Genomic DNA, 16,193 nt, shown 5'->3' on the forward strand with positions numbered 1-16,193 from the left:
CGTAGCTCTCCTTATTTAGAACCAGCAATTGGAGTCGCAAGGTATGGGAAGCTCGCATCCATCATGGTTGCATCTAAAGGGGCACCATCTGTGAACGGTACATTACCTACACTCGCATCGTCTGATGTACATAAGCCTAAGTCGGTGTCAGTGCCATTTACTGGGATTGGGTAACACAAGCGGCCCATTACGACACGCAGTGCAATATCAACCACGTCATCACCTGGACGGCGACCATTAGGGAAACCTGCAAGGTCATCGCCCGCAACACCAAATGCTGATTGTTCAGTTTGCGGTGTTGCCGCAATCGCTGTATTTAGACGCAGCATTTCAGACGGTGTGACTGTGGCTAGTTGGTTTACACCTGGGAAGCCAGTTGAAAATGCAGTGACTAAATCATTACGAGGGAAATTAGTCGGCGCGAGTGTTTCAATATTTGTGCCTAAGGTACTGTTCACGGCATCTTTAAATAAGATGTTAAGCAGCTCAGGCAGTGATGGATGCGTTACATAATCAGCAAATTGACCATCGTCAGCAGGTGCAGAGGTAGAGAAGGTGTCTTTGTCTTTTAAGCCAATAACAAGTTCATTAACCAGTGGGCTACCCAAACGTGATACTTGAGTTAATGCGCCACCGTTAACCGCTGTTTTAGCAAATGACGCATTTGGATTTAAAATACGCGCTTGCGGAAGACTTGCTGTTGTCCAGCTACCAATCGTGCCATTACCTTCACCTGTCACACAGGCTTTAGGTACTTCAACAGCAATGACTGTCACATTTTTCATTGCTAGGTCGTCATTATCAGCTGATTGTGTGATGCCACCAGGAAAACCACCGCCATCACCAGCACCCGGAGCACTATCACCTTCGACAGGGACATAATTTACAAGGTCAAAAGTTTTACCTAGGTTAACAACAAATGGGTCTTTACGTTGACCTACAAACACTTTACCCATACCGTCGCAGCCTGGGATTGCCACGCTGTAAATGTACTGGTCAGCGTATTCTTTGTAAGCACTCATTGAAGAGAATGTTTTGTTACCAATGTAATCAAGCGGTTTGTAAAATTCATTACTGCTATTCATTGAATTGGTTAGCATTGTTTTAGAGCCAGTACGTTGTGGGCCTTTTACAATGCTCACTGTATATGACTCGCTAAAGTTAACCGCTGCATTATTACCGGCCGCTACACCGCCGACATTCTTTAATGGCACTGCAACCGTGCGTTGATTGCCTTCTGGGCCGACTGTTAAAGCAACACCCATGTTGTCATTAGGTAACATGCTTTTGAAATTAAAAGCAAAGGTCATATCTTCTACAGCATCGCCGTCATTATCAATATGAATGCTGTAGGTTGCATCTGGGTCCATTGCAAAATAATTTGGACCGCCGTAAGCATCTTGAAGTGGAATATAGTTTGCGATGAACGTGACATAATCGCCACGGCCTTCTTCGTAACTATTAAACGCGTAAAAGTCTGTTGAGTCTAATGTTGGGAAGCGTGTAATGTTCGGTGCTTCTCGGTGACTAGATGCCTCTGTAGGCAAGCTGAACAGGGTACTACATACTACAATAGCAATTAGAGATGGAGTTACGTTCTTCATGACTTTTTCCTTAGTTTTTAAATTAAGTCATAGTGAAATACGGGCGAAGAATTTAATTGGATGCAATAATTTGAAAATTTTTTAACAAAAATGCAAAAAGCCGTGCAATGCACGGCTTTTAGATTTAAAGAATAACCAATTCGGTGGTGTATAAGACCTCGGTTGGGGAGCCATTAGGCGATCCTCCCAAGGGTTCTAAGCTAACAGCCAGGAGTGCAATGTCATTCGCATTAAATTGGGCATTTTTAGGTAGCTCAATTCGGCCTGACTTGGGCAGTAGACCTAAGGATATGGGCGCTTCTTGCCCTTTTAAAATCATCCATAACTCATAATCTTTGTCTGTGCGTGGTATAAGTGCTGTCGATGCTTTAATTGCAAGGCTGTCGTCTTGGACATCAATAAACCAAAGTGCAGATTCGGCTTGATTCTTAAAAAGTGCAATTTGTTGCGCTTGCGATGTAACCGACTCATGAGGCTGCCAAATAATAAGCGCAAGGACAATACTCGCAGCGGTGGCAATAAGCGACCATGCTTGTAGTATCGTTGAGCGTGGCTTTTTGGTTTTTAATTGCAAAGGCACAACGTTGGGGTCGATACGACTGGCAATTTTTTCCCATACGGCTTCATCGGGTGGCACAGACTCAATTGAACTTGCTAAGTTATTGAGATGTTGCTCCCACATCCATGTTGCTTCTCTTGCACGGGTAGAGGTTAACATTAAACGAGCAAAACGGTCGCGAGCGGGGCCTCTTAATGTCCCAAGAACATACTCGGCTGCTAACATATCAATAAGTGTTTGGTTTTCATAATTCATAACGTTAGGCACCTTTGTAGTTGTTGTAACCCACGTCTGATCCAGCTTTTAACTGTGCCAAGAGGGGATGCAATGTGATCAACAAGCTCGTGATGAGTCAACCCTTTATAATAAGCCAAGTGAATTACTTGTCTTTGCTGTGGATCAAGTTGTTCGATACAGTCGACCAACTTTGAATCATCTTCGTAAGCAACTTGAATAGACGTTAAATCTTCTTGTTCTTGCTCATCAGTTAAGCTCTGTTCTTTACGCACTTTGTGGTGGCGTAATAAATCGAGGCAACGGTATCTGACTATGCTTATCATCCATGACATAACTGCCCCTTTTGATACTTGATAGTCACTGGCATTGTGCCAAATTTTTACAAAGGCATCTTGCAATACTTCTTCAGCCTGAGCCCGATTACCCAGCATTTTTAAGCTAATGGCAAATAACTTAGCGCTAGTTGATTTGTACAAACTTGCGAAGGCATTTTTGTCACCTTTCGCTGTTGCACTCAGTAACGCTAATAGTTGATCGTTGTCCATAAAGTTCCTGTTTTTCTTGTTGTATAGAAGTAACGGTTTACTCACCGGTTTAGATGCACGAAACATTATTTTTAGAAAAAAGGATGTGAAATCAATGTTAACCCACCTCTTTTCTATTAATTAGGTTAGCAGGGATGTGCTTATTGGCAAATTTATAGGTTTCAAGTTATTCATAATGTGTAAGTTATTCATATGTTATTGAAAAAATGTCCTAAACTTATTTATATATAAATAGTAAATCTGCTAAGTTATTGATTTAAGGTATATCAAAAGGCGTGGTGTACTTTAAACTCTGGAGTGAAACTTGCTATGTATAAATAATTACAATAACAAGGAGTGATTATGTGGGCAGCATCAACCTATTTAGTTTTAGCCGTAGCGTTTATTATTGCTGCGTTGCGTGTAGATACGGTGTACTTTGCGCTATTTTTTTATTGGACAGCGCTTTCATTATTATTAGTGAGCGCGGCTTATTTTTTTGATATCGCGCGAATATTCCGTAAACGTGAAAATGGCATTATTCCCATGTATATACGGTGGGCGTTTATTCCATTTTTACTTGGCGCACAACTTTATAACGCGTGGTCTAGAAAACACGATAAAGTGCCGCCACTTCAACAAATAAACGAGCATTTGTTTTTGGCTTGTCGATTATTTCCATCTGACATAGACAGTATGAAAGAAATGGGGATCACAGCCGTTTTAGATGTAACCTGTGAGTTTGATGGCTTAGAATGGTCGTCTACTCAAGAAAATATCCGTTATCTAAATATTCCAGTACTTGATCACAGCGTGCCAACCCGCGCACAATTAAATCAAGCCATTAATTGGATACATCATCAGATTAAAGAAGACAGACGTGTTGTAGTGCATTGTGCATTAGGACGCGGTCGTTCCGTATTTGTTATGGCTGCTTATTTATTGAGTCAAAACAAAGATGCAGATGTGCACACGATACTTGAGCAAATTAAAGAAACACGTGAGACTGCAAATCTTAATAAACGTCAATTACGTCATTTAATAAGACGTCATAAAGCCGGTGATTTATTAATTAAAAATAAAGCTGTACTTATTGCTAACCCTGTATCGGGCACGAAATTATGGGAATCTAAAAATAAACAAATTACCGCCCGATTATCACAGTACTACGATTTAACAGTACACACGACAACGGCCGAAATTAGTGGCATTGATTTAGCAAAAGAGGCCATTAAATCACAGCCCGATGTAATCATTGCATGTGGGGGAGATGGCACTGTGACAGAGGTTGCAAGTGTGTTGGTTGATACCCCCTGTAAATTAGGGATCATTCCATTAGGTACAGCAAATGCGTTAGCGCATGTTTTAATGGGCATTCGGTCAAAAATAATTCCTGTCGAACAAGCCTGTGAGCTCATTATTGAAGGGCAGGCGAGTCGTATTGATACTGCACTGTGTAATGGCGAACGTATGCTATTGCTTGTAGGGATAGGTTTTGAGCAAAAGATGATAGAAAAAGCGCATCGTGATGCAAAAAATGAATCGGGGCAATTGGCCTATTTACAAGGTTTTTGGCACGCGCTCGGCGAGCATGAAGCTCAAGATTACACCGTAAAACTTGATAACAATGAACCGCAGTCAATTCATACCACAAGCCTGATTATCGCCAACGCAGCACCGTTCACCACCCTGCTAGCGCAATCAGCAGGGCAGCCTGATCATAAAGATGGGTTACTAGATGTTAATTGGCTTACCCCAAGTGCAGACTCGAAAGCCAGTACCTTGAGTATTGCTGAGTTGGTTTTTTCAAGCATTACTCAGACAAGTTTTGCAATTAACAGCCATCACACAAATGCTAAGCGTGTCTGTGTTACGGCAGAAAATGAATTAAGCTATGTAATTGATGGCGAGGTGAAAACAGCTGAGGAAATCGTTGTAGAAATATCACCGAAATCGCTTTCGGTGATAATGGCAGAAGAATAATTATTTTTTAATGCTTTTCCACTGGAAAGTTGCCATATCGTCCTCTTGGGTATTGAAAAACGTATCGACATAAAGTTGCTCTACTTTTTCACGTGCCCAAGGCGTTTTACGTAAAAATTTTAAACTTGATTTTACACTGGGATCATTTTGAAAGCAGCGAATATCGACATGCGCAGCGAGGCCTTCCCAGCCAAATTTTTCTTGTAGCTTAGTGACGATATCGGCAAGTTTTACGCCATGCAAAGGATTATTAGGTTGATTATCCATACTAAATCTTAGGTTACTTATTACCGCGCAATAGTAACCTATCTCGTCACTAGATGCTAATTGACACGAATTGTTTTCGCCTGCTTAGGGTAAATAATATCGCCGTTTTCATTCAATCGATACCACATGAGATCACTATTAGACAGATGGTCTGTTTTTGTAGCGCATATAAGCATGCTGTTCGCTACAGCAATAATCGCACCCTCGGTATAGCGTTTATTTTCATACCAGCATACCTTTGCGTTGGTTAATGCACTGTCACCATCTAGCACCACTAACGGAGTGTCTTTCGCTGTTGCTATATGAGAAAACACTAAAAAAAATAATAAAAAGATTGAGATACGTGTAAGCAAATTTCACCCCGCAGTAGCAGTTTTTAATATCTTCACTAAGCTTAAGTCTATATGCTATAAAAACACAATGATGGAAATAATAAAAAGGTGAACATATGCAATTTGATAAAAATATGATTGACGAATTAACACTCCTCGCTAAATTCCCGCGAAATTCAAAAATGCAAGGTATTAAGATTCATTCTGATGCAGATTCTTCACTGATTGATGCAGCGAAGCGCTTATACGATAAAGGAATTACTGATAGCAGCGATGGAGGCTACCTAACCGATTTAGGTCTTGATTTAATAGAACATGTTACATTGATCCACTCGGCTTTAAAATAGCCACAACTGCTTAGATAAGCCTAAATCCGCCCACATTTAGCCAGTTTATTATTAGTTTTTTGCTAATAGTTAACTGGCAAATTCACTAAACCATACTATCATTCAGTTTTCATTCATTTAAATTCATTTTATTTAAATAAAGGGACTCGTGATGAAAACGAATAAACTCAAACTTGCACTTCTAAGCAGTACAATTACTTTATTATTAGCTGGCTGTGGTTCGGACAATGATGAAAATGAACCTGAAGTCGTCGACACTCCCCCCGTCATTCAACTTGATAGCACTGCGAGTGTAAAAGAGGGTGAAAGCACAGAATTATCAGCAACGGTTACCGATGATAACGCGAGTATTAGCTACAACTGGGTACAAGATTCAGGCCCGAATATTACGCTAACGGGAGCAGACACAAACTCTATCAGCTTTATTGCGCCAGCACTTGATAACGACACAGAAGCTATGTTTACGCTTACGGCTACAGACTCAGCAGGCCAAGCTACATCAAAATCAATTACGGTGAGTTTGTTGAATAATGTTGCCCCTAAGGTCTCTGCAGACTTTGGCTCTGCACAAGAAAAGTCGATGGCGACACTCTCAGTAAATGCGACTGATGACGATGGCAGTATTAGCAGTTATAACTGGAAGCAAACAGCAGGGCCCACAGTTACGTTGAGCAGTGCGACTGAACAACAAGTGTCATTTACTTTACCAAGTGTTGCCGAAGATACCGAGCTTAAATTCAAAGTAACAGTTACAGATGATTCAGGCGATAGTACTGAATTAGAACAAAGTTTCACTATAGCGAGTATCGATAACACGTATACCTTAGCGGGTTCAATTACGGGTGATAAGTTTAGTAATGCGACCGTTAATGCAACTTTACTCGGTACTAATTACACACAAATGAGTGATGCTAACGGTGATTTTACGTTTACGTTTACTGTTGACGATGATGAAACGAATCTGTTTAGTCGTATTAATGCTATATCTGCGACTAATTCGAGTCTTGAATACAGTGCATTTGTTTCCGATTTAACTGCCAATGCCCAAGTACAAGCAGCACCCAAAATTAAGGCTAATTTTGCCCATGGTGATGAAGGCGCTAATACGGTAAGTTTAAGCGCTGTTTCTACGGCGTTAGTTGCGCTTATTACAGCGGCAAATGAGGGGATACCACCGGCTGACCTTGAAAGCTTTTCATTGGTAGAAAAAGGGGTTGATCCAGATGTGTTGATTGAAGCTGCAGCCGTCGTGAAATATGCGACCGAAAATGAAGTGACCCTTCCAGAAGGAACGGAAAATTTAATTGATCTTATTGAAAACCCAGACGCTTATAACGAGTTTGTCGCCGCTGTTGAGCAATCAAACCCAGGCGCAATCGAAAATGAAGTTGCAAAAATAATAGCAGATCCAGAACTAACCCCACCTGTCGATGAATCATCTCTACCTGCTTACTATGTAAGAACATACCCTACAGCAAAAGGGTTCCTTTCACGTGGTGGCCAGCAATACACATTTGAAGAAAACGGTATGGGCAAATATGTTCATAGTAGTGGCGCTGTTAATTACAATTGGGCACTTACTGAAGGTGTGATCACACTTGATTTTACTAGTGGTCAGGGCATTATCGGGTTCCTTTCTGTTGATGTCGGCGTTGCAGGGCTTTCTCAGCAACAAGTTGATGATCTTTTCAATGCAGGGATTTATCAAGTTGAAGTCACCTACTCACCTCAAACAGCGACGCTTAAAAGGATTGTCGAAGGTGAGAGCATTGATAGTTATCGCTTAACAATGTCACAAACGGCTCAAATGACACCTATTTACTTGGGCGAAAATGTGATTGAAACACCTGAATTTAACGTTTCAAATGAATCAGATGTCTCAATGAGAAAGCCATATTCAGGCTCTGACCTTGCGTTTAAAGCTGAAGATATGGGAGGCACTTGGGCAATACAACATTATCAAAGTGATAGTGATGATGGGGTTGTCGGATTTGTTTTAGACCCATACGTTTTTTCTGCTGATAATACGGGTAAATTACAAGATGCAGAGACAGCACTTCAGTGGCAAATCGAAGAAGGTGTGCTTAAAGTTACTTTCCCTGATCAGCGATATCAAGAAAGCCGAATTATTGACCAGTTAAATGGTGATTTACAATTACTGAATGTTGCATACTCCGCAGAGGGCGCTGTTATCGCAACTGAAGTTATGTATGGCTTTAAGGTTGACGAAACGAGTGCAGCCGCCGTTGATGTAACAAATGAGCCCGGCAATTTCTGGCAGACTATGATAAATCAGTGGACAAAAGCAAACTGGAAAGATGGCAAGCTTGAGTTTTATTATGAAGGTAACAGCGATAATGGCTTTAATGTGTTTGGCTTTCAGTTAACAAAAACGGATAGTCGCCGTTTAAATCTAGTCAATGGCACCGAGCAAGATTATACCTTAGATGGCGTAAATGTAGGTTGGATGCAAGAATCTAGAGACGTCACGATTAACTATTTTGGTAATTTTTCATGCAGTGATGATATGTCTAAACCTTGTCGTAAACGTGAATGGGAGATATTAAAATCTCAACCCGGTGTTGCCGGTGAACGATTATACGTAAAAGAAAAAGACTATTATTTGTTAGATGAAAATGGTTGGTACAATAGCCAAGGTGCGCCTTCTTTAGTGATTGCTCCACGGATTAATATCTATGAAACAATTCCTGAAAATTATTGGATGCCAGAGACGATGAAGTCGAGTGGAGCACCTAGCTTGTTTAATACAACCAGCAGTTCAACAAACTATACGATACTTTCACCTAATAAAGATAAATCATCCGTTAACTAATCCTTGCAGCAAAAGGCCCGATTAAATCGGGCCTTTTAATTTATATTGAATCGGGTTGATTCTGCGGGGCTGCATCAATAAATGCATCAAGTGTATTACAGTGTTCATACACAGCGGCGATTTTTGGATATTTTTTCATATCAACGTTAAAACGCAGTGCATTAAATACTTGAGGCACTAAACAGACATCAGCTAGGGTTGGCTCATTCCCTACACAAAAACGATTACCCTCATCTAACATTTTTTCTATGCTGTCGAATCCGACCTCAACCCAATGCTTATACCAGGTGTTCTTAGCCTCATCATCGACACCAAGATCATTGGCTAAGTATTTTAAAACGCGTAAGTTATCAATTGGATGAATATCACAGGCTACGGCATAACAAAGGTTACGGATCTGTGCTTTTTGCCATGCATCACCCGTCAGTAAAGGGACTTCTGTATGGGTTTCTTCAAGCCATTCTAAAATAGCTAATGATTGCGCTAAAACCCCGTGCTCAGTTTCTAACGCTGGCAAAAGGCCTTGTGGGTTTTTTGCCAAATAGGCATCGCTTTGCTGTTCCGATTTTAATAGATTTACGGTTACAAGTTCATGATCAATGTTTTTTAAATTAAGGGCGATACGAACGCGGTACGCCGCAGATGAACGAAAATAGCTATAAAGTTTCATTATACGTCCTGTTTACCTGTAAAGTGTTTTTTAATAGTTCGCCAACAATCTGTGTAGTTTGCTTGGCGCTCTTTACCTTCAAGGGCATATTTTGTTGGTGAAATAACGTAACGTGATTCAAACATAAATGCGAGTGTATTTTCATAGCGTTGTGGCTGTAAATCTGCATTCGACGCTTTTTCAAATACATCAGCTTCAGGCCCATGTGGTGACATACAATTATGTAGACTTGAGCCGCCCGGTACAAAACCGTGCTCTTTGGCATCGTAAACACCTTCAATTAAGCCCATAAATTCACTCATAATATTGCGATGATAATAGGGTGGGCGAAAAGTGTTTTCTGCTACCATCCATCGTGGAGGGAAAATAGCAAAATCTATATTTGCGACACCCTCAGTACCTGAAGGTGACGTAAGGACAGTAAAGATTGATGGATCTGGGTGATCATAGCTTACGGTGTTCATGACATTGAAACGCGCTAAATCATATTTATAGGGCGCACTATTACCCGTCCATGCGACCACATCGAGTGGTGAATGACCAATATCACAACGGAACATGTTACCGTTAAATTTCGCAACTAATTCAAAGTGACCTTCGATATCTTCAAATGCAGCAACAGGGTAGTGGAAGTCACGGTCATTAGCGTAACCGTTTGCACCAACTGGACCACGCTCAGGCAATATGTACGCATGGCCATAGTTTTCACAAATATAACCCCGTGCAGTCTCCGTTAATAAATCAACTGCAAACTTAATGCCTCGTGGAATAACGGCAATTTCACCGGCACGCACTGTTAACTTGCCGCACTCAGTTCTAAGCAGTAGTTCGCCTTGTTGAGGAACAAACAACATCTCGCCATCTGCATTGTAAAAGTAACGGTTATCCATAGACTTGTTAGCGACATAAATATGAATACCAATACCTGTTTGTGCATTTGCGCTACCATTTGCCGCCATTGTGACTAGACCGTCGATAAAGTCAGTCGGTTCTGTTGGGAAATCAATCGGATCCCAACGTAGCATCGTCGGTGGTGTTGGTACTTCGGTGATTGGTGCAGTGCGAATTAAACCATTATCAATTGCTGTATAGTCGCCTTGAACAACCGAAGGACGAATGCGATAAAACCATGTTCTGCGATTATCTGCGCGCGGTGCTGTAAAAGCCGTTGTGCTAAATTGCTCAGCGTATAAATCGTAGTTTACTTTTTGTGGGCTGAACTGACCAATTGGTAATGCACCCGGCAGTGCTTCGGTTTCAAATTCATTACCAAAGCCTGTCATATATTGTAATTCGTTGTTATTCATCACTAGACTCCTGAAAGGTTTTAGGTAAGATACTCTCATGTGAGAGTAAATTCAAATAGGATAGAATTTAACTCTGTAAATATTTTTTGACAGTAAAAAAGCCATGACAAAAGAGATGAAAGCGACATTTGATTTAAACAGTTTTCTGCCCTACACACTCAACAATATTGCAACGCAAATGAGTGAACAATTTAGTGAACTATATCAAAGCCAATTTGACTTAACCGTGCCACAATGGCGCATTATTGCCAATCTAGCCCAATACGGTCAGCTAAGTGCAAAATCGTTATGTGATTTGGCACACATGGATAAGTCAACGGTATCAAGAGCGGTTAAACGCTTATTAGAAAGAGACATTATAAGCGCCCAATCTGATCCACTCGATAAAAGAGCAACCTTACTGTCATTAACACGTGATGGAAGCGATATGGTCGAAAAAATTAGTCCGGTGGCATTAGATTGGCAAGCAGAGATGCTAAAAGACATAGATGAACATGAATATGAAAACTTTATCTCAACGCTGAATAAAGTTTACGATAGCCTCAATAAAAATGTTTAATTCTGTAATCTTAGTGCTGCTACATATTGATTTAGTGAATCGATACGGATATGATAATCGATATCATTTACAATTAGAAATTTGGATGCTCTCCCTATGAAATTAGCGTTAAACACAATGAAGACTTTTGGCCTTAGCCTTGTATTAGCATCAGCATTTATTACGCAACCAGTATTGGCAAATGGCCCAATTGGCGAGCACGTTAATCACCTTAAAGCAAACTTAAAAGATTATTCTGATGATGTTGAGTGGATGATAGCAAAAGTGGATGCTTTAGTGACAGAGTATGAAAAAAATGGCGCTAAGGCTGTTAAAAGCGATGATTTAATTGAGTATTGGGAATCAGTGAAGTTTCACAGTGCCATCGAAACTAATTACGTTCCAGTTTATGCATCTATTTGGCAAAGCATTTATGGTATTAAAATGGCCATCGATGATAAAAAACCTGCAAGTGAAGTACGTCAACACCAGCAGGCACTAGATGCGGCTCTATGGCAGGGGCTAGGGGCTGTTAAATTAGCCGCTGATTTTCAACAAAAAGGCTTGTTGAAAGCGGTAAAAGCAACGGCCTCTGAAAACATGACGCAAAGCGCCACTATTGATGAAATTAAACATAAATTAGACCGCGTTGTTGCAAAATATGCTGAGCGTTTAAGCGACGAAGCGACTCAAATTGTACATGATACTTACCTTCACTTATTTGAAGGCGTAGAAGGTACTCTTATTGAAAAAGACGCAAAACTTGTGGAAGTACTTGAAAAAGATTTTAACGTCACACTTCCAAAAGCCATTTCAGACAAAAAAGACGTTGACCAAGTCAGAAATGTGGTTATTGATATGCAAGAAAAACTTGATCGCGCTAAAGTGCTATTAGAAGAAGCTGAAAAGTCACGTAAGGATGTATTTTAGTGAAACGCAGAACCTTTATTCAAGGGCTGGCTGCGTTAGGGGTAGTGGGCAGCATGCCATTACCTCTTTCTCGTGCTTTTGCCGCAAGCCCAGTAAGCCCAATTTCAGTGAATGACCTACCAGCCCTAGAGGGCGATCTGACTTTATACCTAGGCCGTGGTGAAGGTGGTTTATACGAAAACGTATTGAAATCAATCGAAAAGAAAAATCCAAAACTTAACCTATCGATTCGTCGCGGGCCGACAGCAGCGCTTGGAAATATGATTGTTGCTGAAGCAAAAGCAGGCGTGAAACGGGCTGATTTATTTTGGGCTGTGGACTCAGGTGCAATTGGTTTAATTACTGATGCGGGACTCGCCAAACCGTTACCAGGCGATTTAGAATCGCAATTACAGCCGCAATTTCGCTACCCAGGTTGGGCACCCGTGACAGGGCGTATCCGTACCTTACCCTATAACACGAAGCGCCTAACCAAAGAGCAAATTCCAGATAGCATTATGGCGATAGCCGATAGCGATTTATCAATTGGCTGGGCACCCGCCTATGCATCATTCCAGTCATTTGTTACTGCAATGCGCATTCTTGAAGGCGATGATAAAACCGCTAAGTGGCTTAAAAAAGTGCAGAAACGTTCTAAAACGTATGCCGGTGAATTAGGTGTAGTGATGGCTGTTGAGCGTGGTGAGGTTGATATTGGTTTTGCAAATCACTATTACACACTTAGATTAAAGTCGGGCAAACCTGATGCAAATCTCGATCTTGCCTTCACAAATCAAGACGCGGGTTGCTTAGTTAATGCCTCGGGTGTACTTTCATTAACCGATAACCCGAATGCAATGAACTTTATGCGCTATTTATTAAGTGCAGAAGTACAAAGCTACCTTGCTCGCGAGGCCTATGAAATTCCGCTTATTCAAGGGATTGAACAGCCTTCTGGCTTACCTGCTTTATCAGCAATATCACCACCGAAAGTTGATTTAACACAATTGGCAGATTTAAGGCCAACACTTGACCTTATGCGAAGTAGCGGTGTTCTATAATGCGCATACCTGCTTCATATCCTATGGCGCTGCTTGCAGCGCTTTTGGCGTTAGCGCCTGTTTATATTCTGATCACCTTAGCCAGTGATGCAACAGCTATTTTTGATAGTCATAATTTAAAAATTCTTGGTAATACCTTATCCCTCATGGTGTTAACCGTAATAGGCTCAATTTTAATTGGGGTTCCTCTGGCATTTATTAGTGCCTATGTGCAGCTTCCTTTTAAGAAGTTTTGGCTGGTGTTGTTTGCAGCGCCGCTTGCAATACCAAGCTACATCGGTGCATTTACGCTCTACGCAGCGTTTGGTCCAGGTGGTGAGATAAACCAGCTATTAGGGTTTGAAACCCCACCTATGTATGGATTAACAGGTGCAGCGATTGTGATGACGCTGTATACCTTTCCATTTGTAATGCTGACTACACGTTCATCATTGCTCAGTCTTGATGCAAGCATGGTTAACGCTGCACGCACCTTGGGTATGTCGATGACAATGAGTGTGTTTAGAGTCATATTACCGCGAGTAGTTAATGGGATTGCTGCCGGCTCTTTACTGGTGGCTCTGTATACGTTGTCGGACTTTGGCACGCCAGCTATGATGCGACTTGATACGTTTACCCGTGTGATTTATGTCGAATATAACGCGTTTGGTTTAAGTCGCGCGGCAATGTTATCACTGCAACTAATGGTAATTGTCGGCTTTTTATTGTTTATGGAGTCGCAAATAAAAACGGCCTCAGAGCGTCATGGTCGGCCATTAATGTTATTTCCAACGAATGGTCAAAAGTGCATGATGCTATTAACTTTTGCACCCATTTTGATTTTGGCGATTTGCTTACCGCTCGGTATTTTTTGCGTGTGGTTAGCGCGTGATGGCTTTGCTAATTTTGACTTCAGTATTGCATGGAACTCAGCGTACGCCTCGGGCCTAGCTGCCATTGTTGCTGTAATAGTTGCTGTGCCCGTAGCGCATGCCGCTCTGACCGGTAAAGCGGGACGTATTATGGAGCGCGTGACTTATTTTGGTTTTGGTATACCGGGTATCGTAATGGGAACTGCGCTGGTGTATGGTGGATTGCAATTACCAATGTTGTATCAAACTCTTGCTTTATTAGTCATTGCGTATGTATTACGTTTTTTACCGCTTGCAGTTGGTTCTGTCCGCACCAGTACTGAGCACTTAGATTCAAGCTTGGTTAAGTCTGCCAGGGTGTTAGGAGCAAGTCCTCGTGAAGCATTTTTACGCATTACGTTGCCTTTAACCTTACGTGGTATTATTGCCGGGGCTGCGCTTGTTTTCTTAGAATCGATGCGTGAGCTTGAGGCGACGTTGTTACTTGGCCCAACAGGGTTTGAAACCTTATCTACGTATTTATGGCGTGTTTATGAAGCGGGCTATTTTGGTCGCGCAGCGATTCCAGGTTTGCTTCTTGTCGTGATATCAGCGTGTGGTTTAGCTATAATGCTGTCCGGTGAAAAACGCAGTCAATTAGAACATTAAGGATCAGTTTAATGCTATCAGTTAGTAAGCTGTCTATCGATTATGGTAGCAATCGAGTGGTAAGTGATCTTAACTTGTCACTAGGCGAAAGTGAGATCCTCATGCTAGTTGGACCAACTGGCTGTGGTAAAAGTACAATATTACAAGCACTCGCAGGGCTTATTCCTATCAGCGAGGGTGAAATTAACTTAGGTTCGTGGCGTGCAACGCCAAAACAAAAAGTTCCGCCTGAAAAGCGCAAAGTGGGTATGGTTTTTCAAGACTTTGCATTATTTCCGCATTTAACAGTGCAAGAAAATATTTGTTTTAGACTGACAGATTCAGCTAAAGGAGATCATTGGATTGCATTATTGGGTCTTGAAAAGTTTCGCAACAAGAAACCGGCCACGTTATCAGGTGGTCAAAAGCAACGTGTTGCACTGGCACGTACACTTGCGCATGAACCTGATTTTGTTTTATTGGATGAACCCTTATCAAACCTTGACGCGGCATTAAAAGATACGTTGCGATGGGATATTCGCAATGCATTGAAAAAAGCGGGTGTTCCGGCTATTTGGGTTACGCATGATCAAGAAGAAGCATTATCTATTGGTGATAGAGTTGGTGTATTGAAAGAAGGGGTTATTCAACAACTCGACACACCAGAACGTTGTTTTAGTTTACCTAGTAATCGTTTTGTTGCTCGTTTCCTTGGTGAGGCAAGTTTTATTTCTGGAAAGTCGTTAGGTGATATCGCAACAACTGACCTAGGGAATGCACCTATTATTAAAATAGATCATGACTCAGCCGATGTTGATGTACTTTTGCGCCCTGATGATGTTCATCTTATTCAAAATGCCAGTTCAACCAATGGCAAGGTGACATGGGTGCGCTATGAAGGTGGCAGCCGTTTGTGTGCAGTGAAACTTGCATGTGATACGGTTGTGACGAGTCGCGTAAGCCACGAAGTGATTGTCCGCCCAGATGATGAAGTTCATGTGTCAATCAACACCACTCATCCCCTTGCGGTCTATGCAGTTTAAATAAATCATTTATGCAGGTCCTTTAAGGCCTGCAACTTCTCTTTTCTATTCTATTTAATACTTGTTCGCACTCATACTTAATCATTTTGATGGGTTAAACCGTTGCTACCTTCGTTAAAATTTGTGATCTACGACTGCATGGATGTAGGAGGTAGAGCAATGCAGGAGCAATTGCCGAGAACACCTAAATAACGAAACTTTTGCCTTGTTATCATCGAGGCTTGTTGCCTCAGAATAACTCATTTAATTAAGCGCAATGGTATAAGCTAATTGCTCTAACTTTCTTTACGCTCTCAAATTTATAAATTAGTAACTAGCAAGAATAACGTTTAAAACGTAAAAAGCCCGCCAGTAGGGGCGTAATGCAGATCAGTTAAGCATATTTTTATGATCACTTGACTGATCTTTTCATAGCTTCACAATCCGATATTAGAAATAGTATCGGATTTTTTTATGTCTCTAATTCAACACTTCGATGATATGTCCTCCTTTTTAGATGAT

General features: G+C 41.3%; 15 protein-coding genes. 8 read left to right on the forward strand and 7 right to left on the reverse strand.

The window, feature by feature from the left end; genetic code table 11:
• Nucleotides 1-11: 11 nt before the first annotated feature.
• The 3 genes from JIG41_RS09775 to JIG41_RS09785 all read right to left on the reverse strand — a co-directional run bounded on the left by JIG41_RS09775 (nt 12) and on the right by JIG41_RS09785 (nt 2,945).
• Complete coding sequence (locus tag JIG41_RS09775; protein ID WP_199524640.1) at nt 12-1,604, reverse strand: DUF4331 domain-containing protein; 1,593 nt, start codon at nt 1,602-1,604, stop codon at nt 12-14.
• Between the two features lie 124 nt (nt 1,605-1,728).
• Nucleotides 1,729-2,418 carry an anti-sigma factor domain-containing protein gene (locus tag JIG41_RS09780; protein WP_036972750.1) on the reverse strand — a complete coding sequence of 230 codons (690 nt, stop codon included), beginning with the start codon at nt 2,416-2,418 and terminating at the stop codon, nt 1,729-1,731.
• Nucleotides 2,415-2,945, reverse strand: coding sequence for a sigma-70 family RNA polymerase sigma factor (locus JIG41_RS09785; protein WP_036972749.1), 531 nt, complete (start codon nt 2,943-2,945; stop codon nt 2,415-2,417). The genes JIG41_RS09780 and JIG41_RS09785 overlap by 4 nt, the downstream gene beginning before the upstream one ends.
• A gap of 342 nt (nt 2,946-3,287) precedes the next feature.
• Here JIG41_RS09785 and JIG41_RS09790 point away from each other — a divergent pair, with 342 nt between their 5' ends.
• Nucleotides 3,288-4,907 carry a diacylglycerol kinase family protein gene (locus JIG41_RS09790; protein ID WP_036972747.1) on the forward strand — a complete coding sequence of 540 codons (1,620 nt, stop codon included), beginning with the start codon at nt 3,288-3,290 and terminating at the stop codon, nt 4,905-4,907.
• On the opposite strand, the gene JIG41_RS09795 is transcribed toward JIG41_RS09790, so the two are convergent.
• A complete protein-coding gene (locus JIG41_RS09795; RefSeq protein ID WP_199524641.1) occupies nt 4,908-5,174 on the reverse strand; it encodes a VF530 family DNA-binding protein in 267 nt (88 codons plus the stop codon). It lies immediately after the preceding gene.
• Nucleotides 5,175-5,230: 56 nt separating this feature from the next.
• Nucleotides 5,231-5,527 carry a DUF1496 domain-containing protein gene (locus tag JIG41_RS09800; RefSeq protein ID WP_051501899.1) on the reverse strand — a complete coding sequence of 99 codons (297 nt, stop codon included), beginning with the start codon at nt 5,525-5,527 and terminating at the stop codon, nt 5,231-5,233.
• Nucleotides 5,528-5,622: 95 nt separating this feature from the next.
• Between JIG41_RS09800 and JIG41_RS09805 the strand changes: the two genes are divergently transcribed.
• Together JIG41_RS09805 and JIG41_RS09810 are read left to right on the forward strand one after the other, a co-directional pair.
• Nucleotides 5,623-5,853 (forward strand): TIGR02647 family protein, encoded by a 231-nt coding sequence (locus JIG41_RS09805; protein WP_036972742.1) that lies wholly within the window; start codon nt 5,623-5,625, stop codon nt 5,851-5,853.
• A 151-nt stretch (nt 5,854-6,004) separates the two neighbouring features.
• Entirely contained in the window at nt 6,005-8,686 is a 2,682-nt protein-coding gene (locus JIG41_RS09810; protein WP_199524642.1) for a PKD domain-containing protein, read from the forward strand.
• 40 nt (nt 8,687-8,726) lie between these two features.
• Here the strand turns inward: JIG41_RS09810 and maiA are convergent, their stop codons facing one another.
• Together maiA and hmgA are read right to left on the reverse strand one after the other, a co-directional pair.
• Entirely contained in the window at nt 8,727-9,356 is a 630-nt protein-coding gene (maiA, locus tag JIG41_RS09815) for a maleylacetoacetate isomerase (RefSeq protein ID WP_180311845.1), read from the reverse strand.
• Nucleotides 9,356-10,663 (reverse strand): homogentisate 1,2-dioxygenase, encoded by a 1,308-nt coding sequence (hmgA, locus tag JIG41_RS09820; RefSeq protein WP_036972736.1) that lies wholly within the window; start codon nt 10,661-10,663, stop codon nt 9,356-9,358. The genes maiA and hmgA overlap by 1 nt, the downstream gene beginning before the upstream one ends.
• A gap of 103 nt (nt 10,664-10,766) precedes the next feature.
• On the opposite strand from hmgA, the gene JIG41_RS09825 reads away from it, so the two are divergent.
• The 5 genes from JIG41_RS09825 (at nt 10,767) to JIG41_RS09845 (ending at nt 15,692) form a co-directional block, all read left to right on the forward strand.
• Entirely contained in the window at nt 10,767-11,222 is a 456-nt protein-coding gene (locus JIG41_RS09825) for a MarR family winged helix-turn-helix transcriptional regulator (RefSeq protein WP_230236330.1), read from the forward strand.
• A gap of 96 nt (nt 11,223-11,318) precedes the next feature.
• Nucleotides 11,319-12,131: a hypothetical protein gene (locus tag JIG41_RS09830; protein ID WP_036972731.1), complete on the forward strand. Its 813-nt coding sequence runs from the start codon at nt 11,319-11,321 to the stop codon at nt 12,129-12,131.
• A complete protein-coding gene (locus JIG41_RS09835; RefSeq protein WP_118844956.1) occupies nt 12,131-13,171 on the forward strand; it encodes an extracellular solute-binding protein in 1,041 nt (346 codons plus the stop codon). Before JIG41_RS09830 ends, JIG41_RS09835 begins: the two co-directional genes overlap by 1 nt.
• The gene (locus JIG41_RS09840; RefSeq protein ID WP_036972726.1) at nt 13,171-14,670 is read left to right on the forward strand and encodes an iron ABC transporter permease; all 1,500 of its coding nucleotides are present in this window, start codon (nt 13,171-13,173) and stop codon (nt 14,668-14,670) included. The genes JIG41_RS09835 and JIG41_RS09840 overlap by 1 nt, the downstream gene beginning before the upstream one ends.
• A gap of 11 nt (nt 14,671-14,681) precedes the next feature.
• Nucleotides 14,682-15,692 carry an ABC transporter ATP-binding protein gene (locus tag JIG41_RS09845; protein ID WP_075593341.1) on the forward strand — a complete coding sequence of 337 codons (1,011 nt, stop codon included), beginning with the start codon at nt 14,682-14,684 and terminating at the stop codon, nt 15,690-15,692.
• The last annotated feature ends 501 nt before the right edge of the window (nt 15,693-16,193 follow it).

Origin of the sequence: Pseudoalteromonas sp. bablab_jr011, from assembly GCF_016464045.1 — a bacterium.
In the GTDB taxonomy this organism is placed as follows: Bacteria; Pseudomonadota; Gammaproteobacteria; order Enterobacterales; family Alteromonadaceae; genus Pseudoalteromonas; species Pseudoalteromonas lipolytica.

Excerpts from the sequence above, each read along its gene's own strand:
- JIG41_RS09775 (WP_199524640.1), bottom strand. The coding sequence starts at position 1,604 with ATGAAGAACGTAACTCCATCTCTAATTGCTATTGTAGTATGTAGTACC.
- JIG41_RS09780 (WP_036972750.1), bottom strand. The coding sequence starts at position 2,418 with ATGAATTATGAAAACCAAACACTTATTGATATGTTAGCAGCCGAGTAT.
- JIG41_RS09785 (WP_036972749.1), bottom strand. The coding sequence starts at position 2,945 with ATGGACAACGATCAACTATTAGCGTTACTGAGTGCAACAGCGAAAGGT.
- JIG41_RS09790 (WP_036972747.1), top strand. The coding sequence starts at position 3,288 with ATGTGGGCAGCATCAACCTATTTAGTTTTAGCCGTAGCGTTTATTATT.
- JIG41_RS09795 (WP_199524641.1), bottom strand. The coding sequence starts at position 5,174 with ATGGATAATCAACCTAATAATCCTTTGCATGGCGTAAAACTTGCCGAT.
- JIG41_RS09805 (WP_036972742.1), top strand. The coding sequence starts at position 5,623 with ATGCAATTTGATAAAAATATGATTGACGAATTAACACTCCTCGCTAAA.
- JIG41_RS09810 (WP_199524642.1), top strand. The coding sequence starts at position 6,005 with ATGAAAACGAATAAACTCAAACTTGCACTTCTAAGCAGTACAATTACT.
- maiA (WP_180311845.1), bottom strand. The coding sequence starts at position 9,356 with ATGAAACTTTATAGCTATTTTCGTTCATCTGCGGCGTACCGCGTTCGT.
- hmgA (WP_036972736.1), bottom strand. The coding sequence starts at position 10,663 with ATGAATAACAACGAATTACAATATATGACAGGCTTTGGTAATGAATTT.
- JIG41_RS09825 (WP_230236330.1), top strand. The coding sequence starts at position 10,767 with ATGACAAAAGAGATGAAAGCGACATTTGATTTAAACAGTTTTCTGCCC.
- JIG41_RS09830 (WP_036972731.1), top strand. The coding sequence starts at position 11,319 with ATGAAATTAGCGTTAAACACAATGAAGACTTTTGGCCTTAGCCTTGTA.
- JIG41_RS09840 (WP_036972726.1), top strand. The coding sequence starts at position 13,171 with ATGCGCATACCTGCTTCATATCCTATGGCGCTGCTTGCAGCGCTTTTG.
- JIG41_RS09845 (WP_075593341.1), top strand. The coding sequence starts at position 14,682 with ATGCTATCAGTTAGTAAGCTGTCTATCGATTATGGTAGCAATCGAGTG.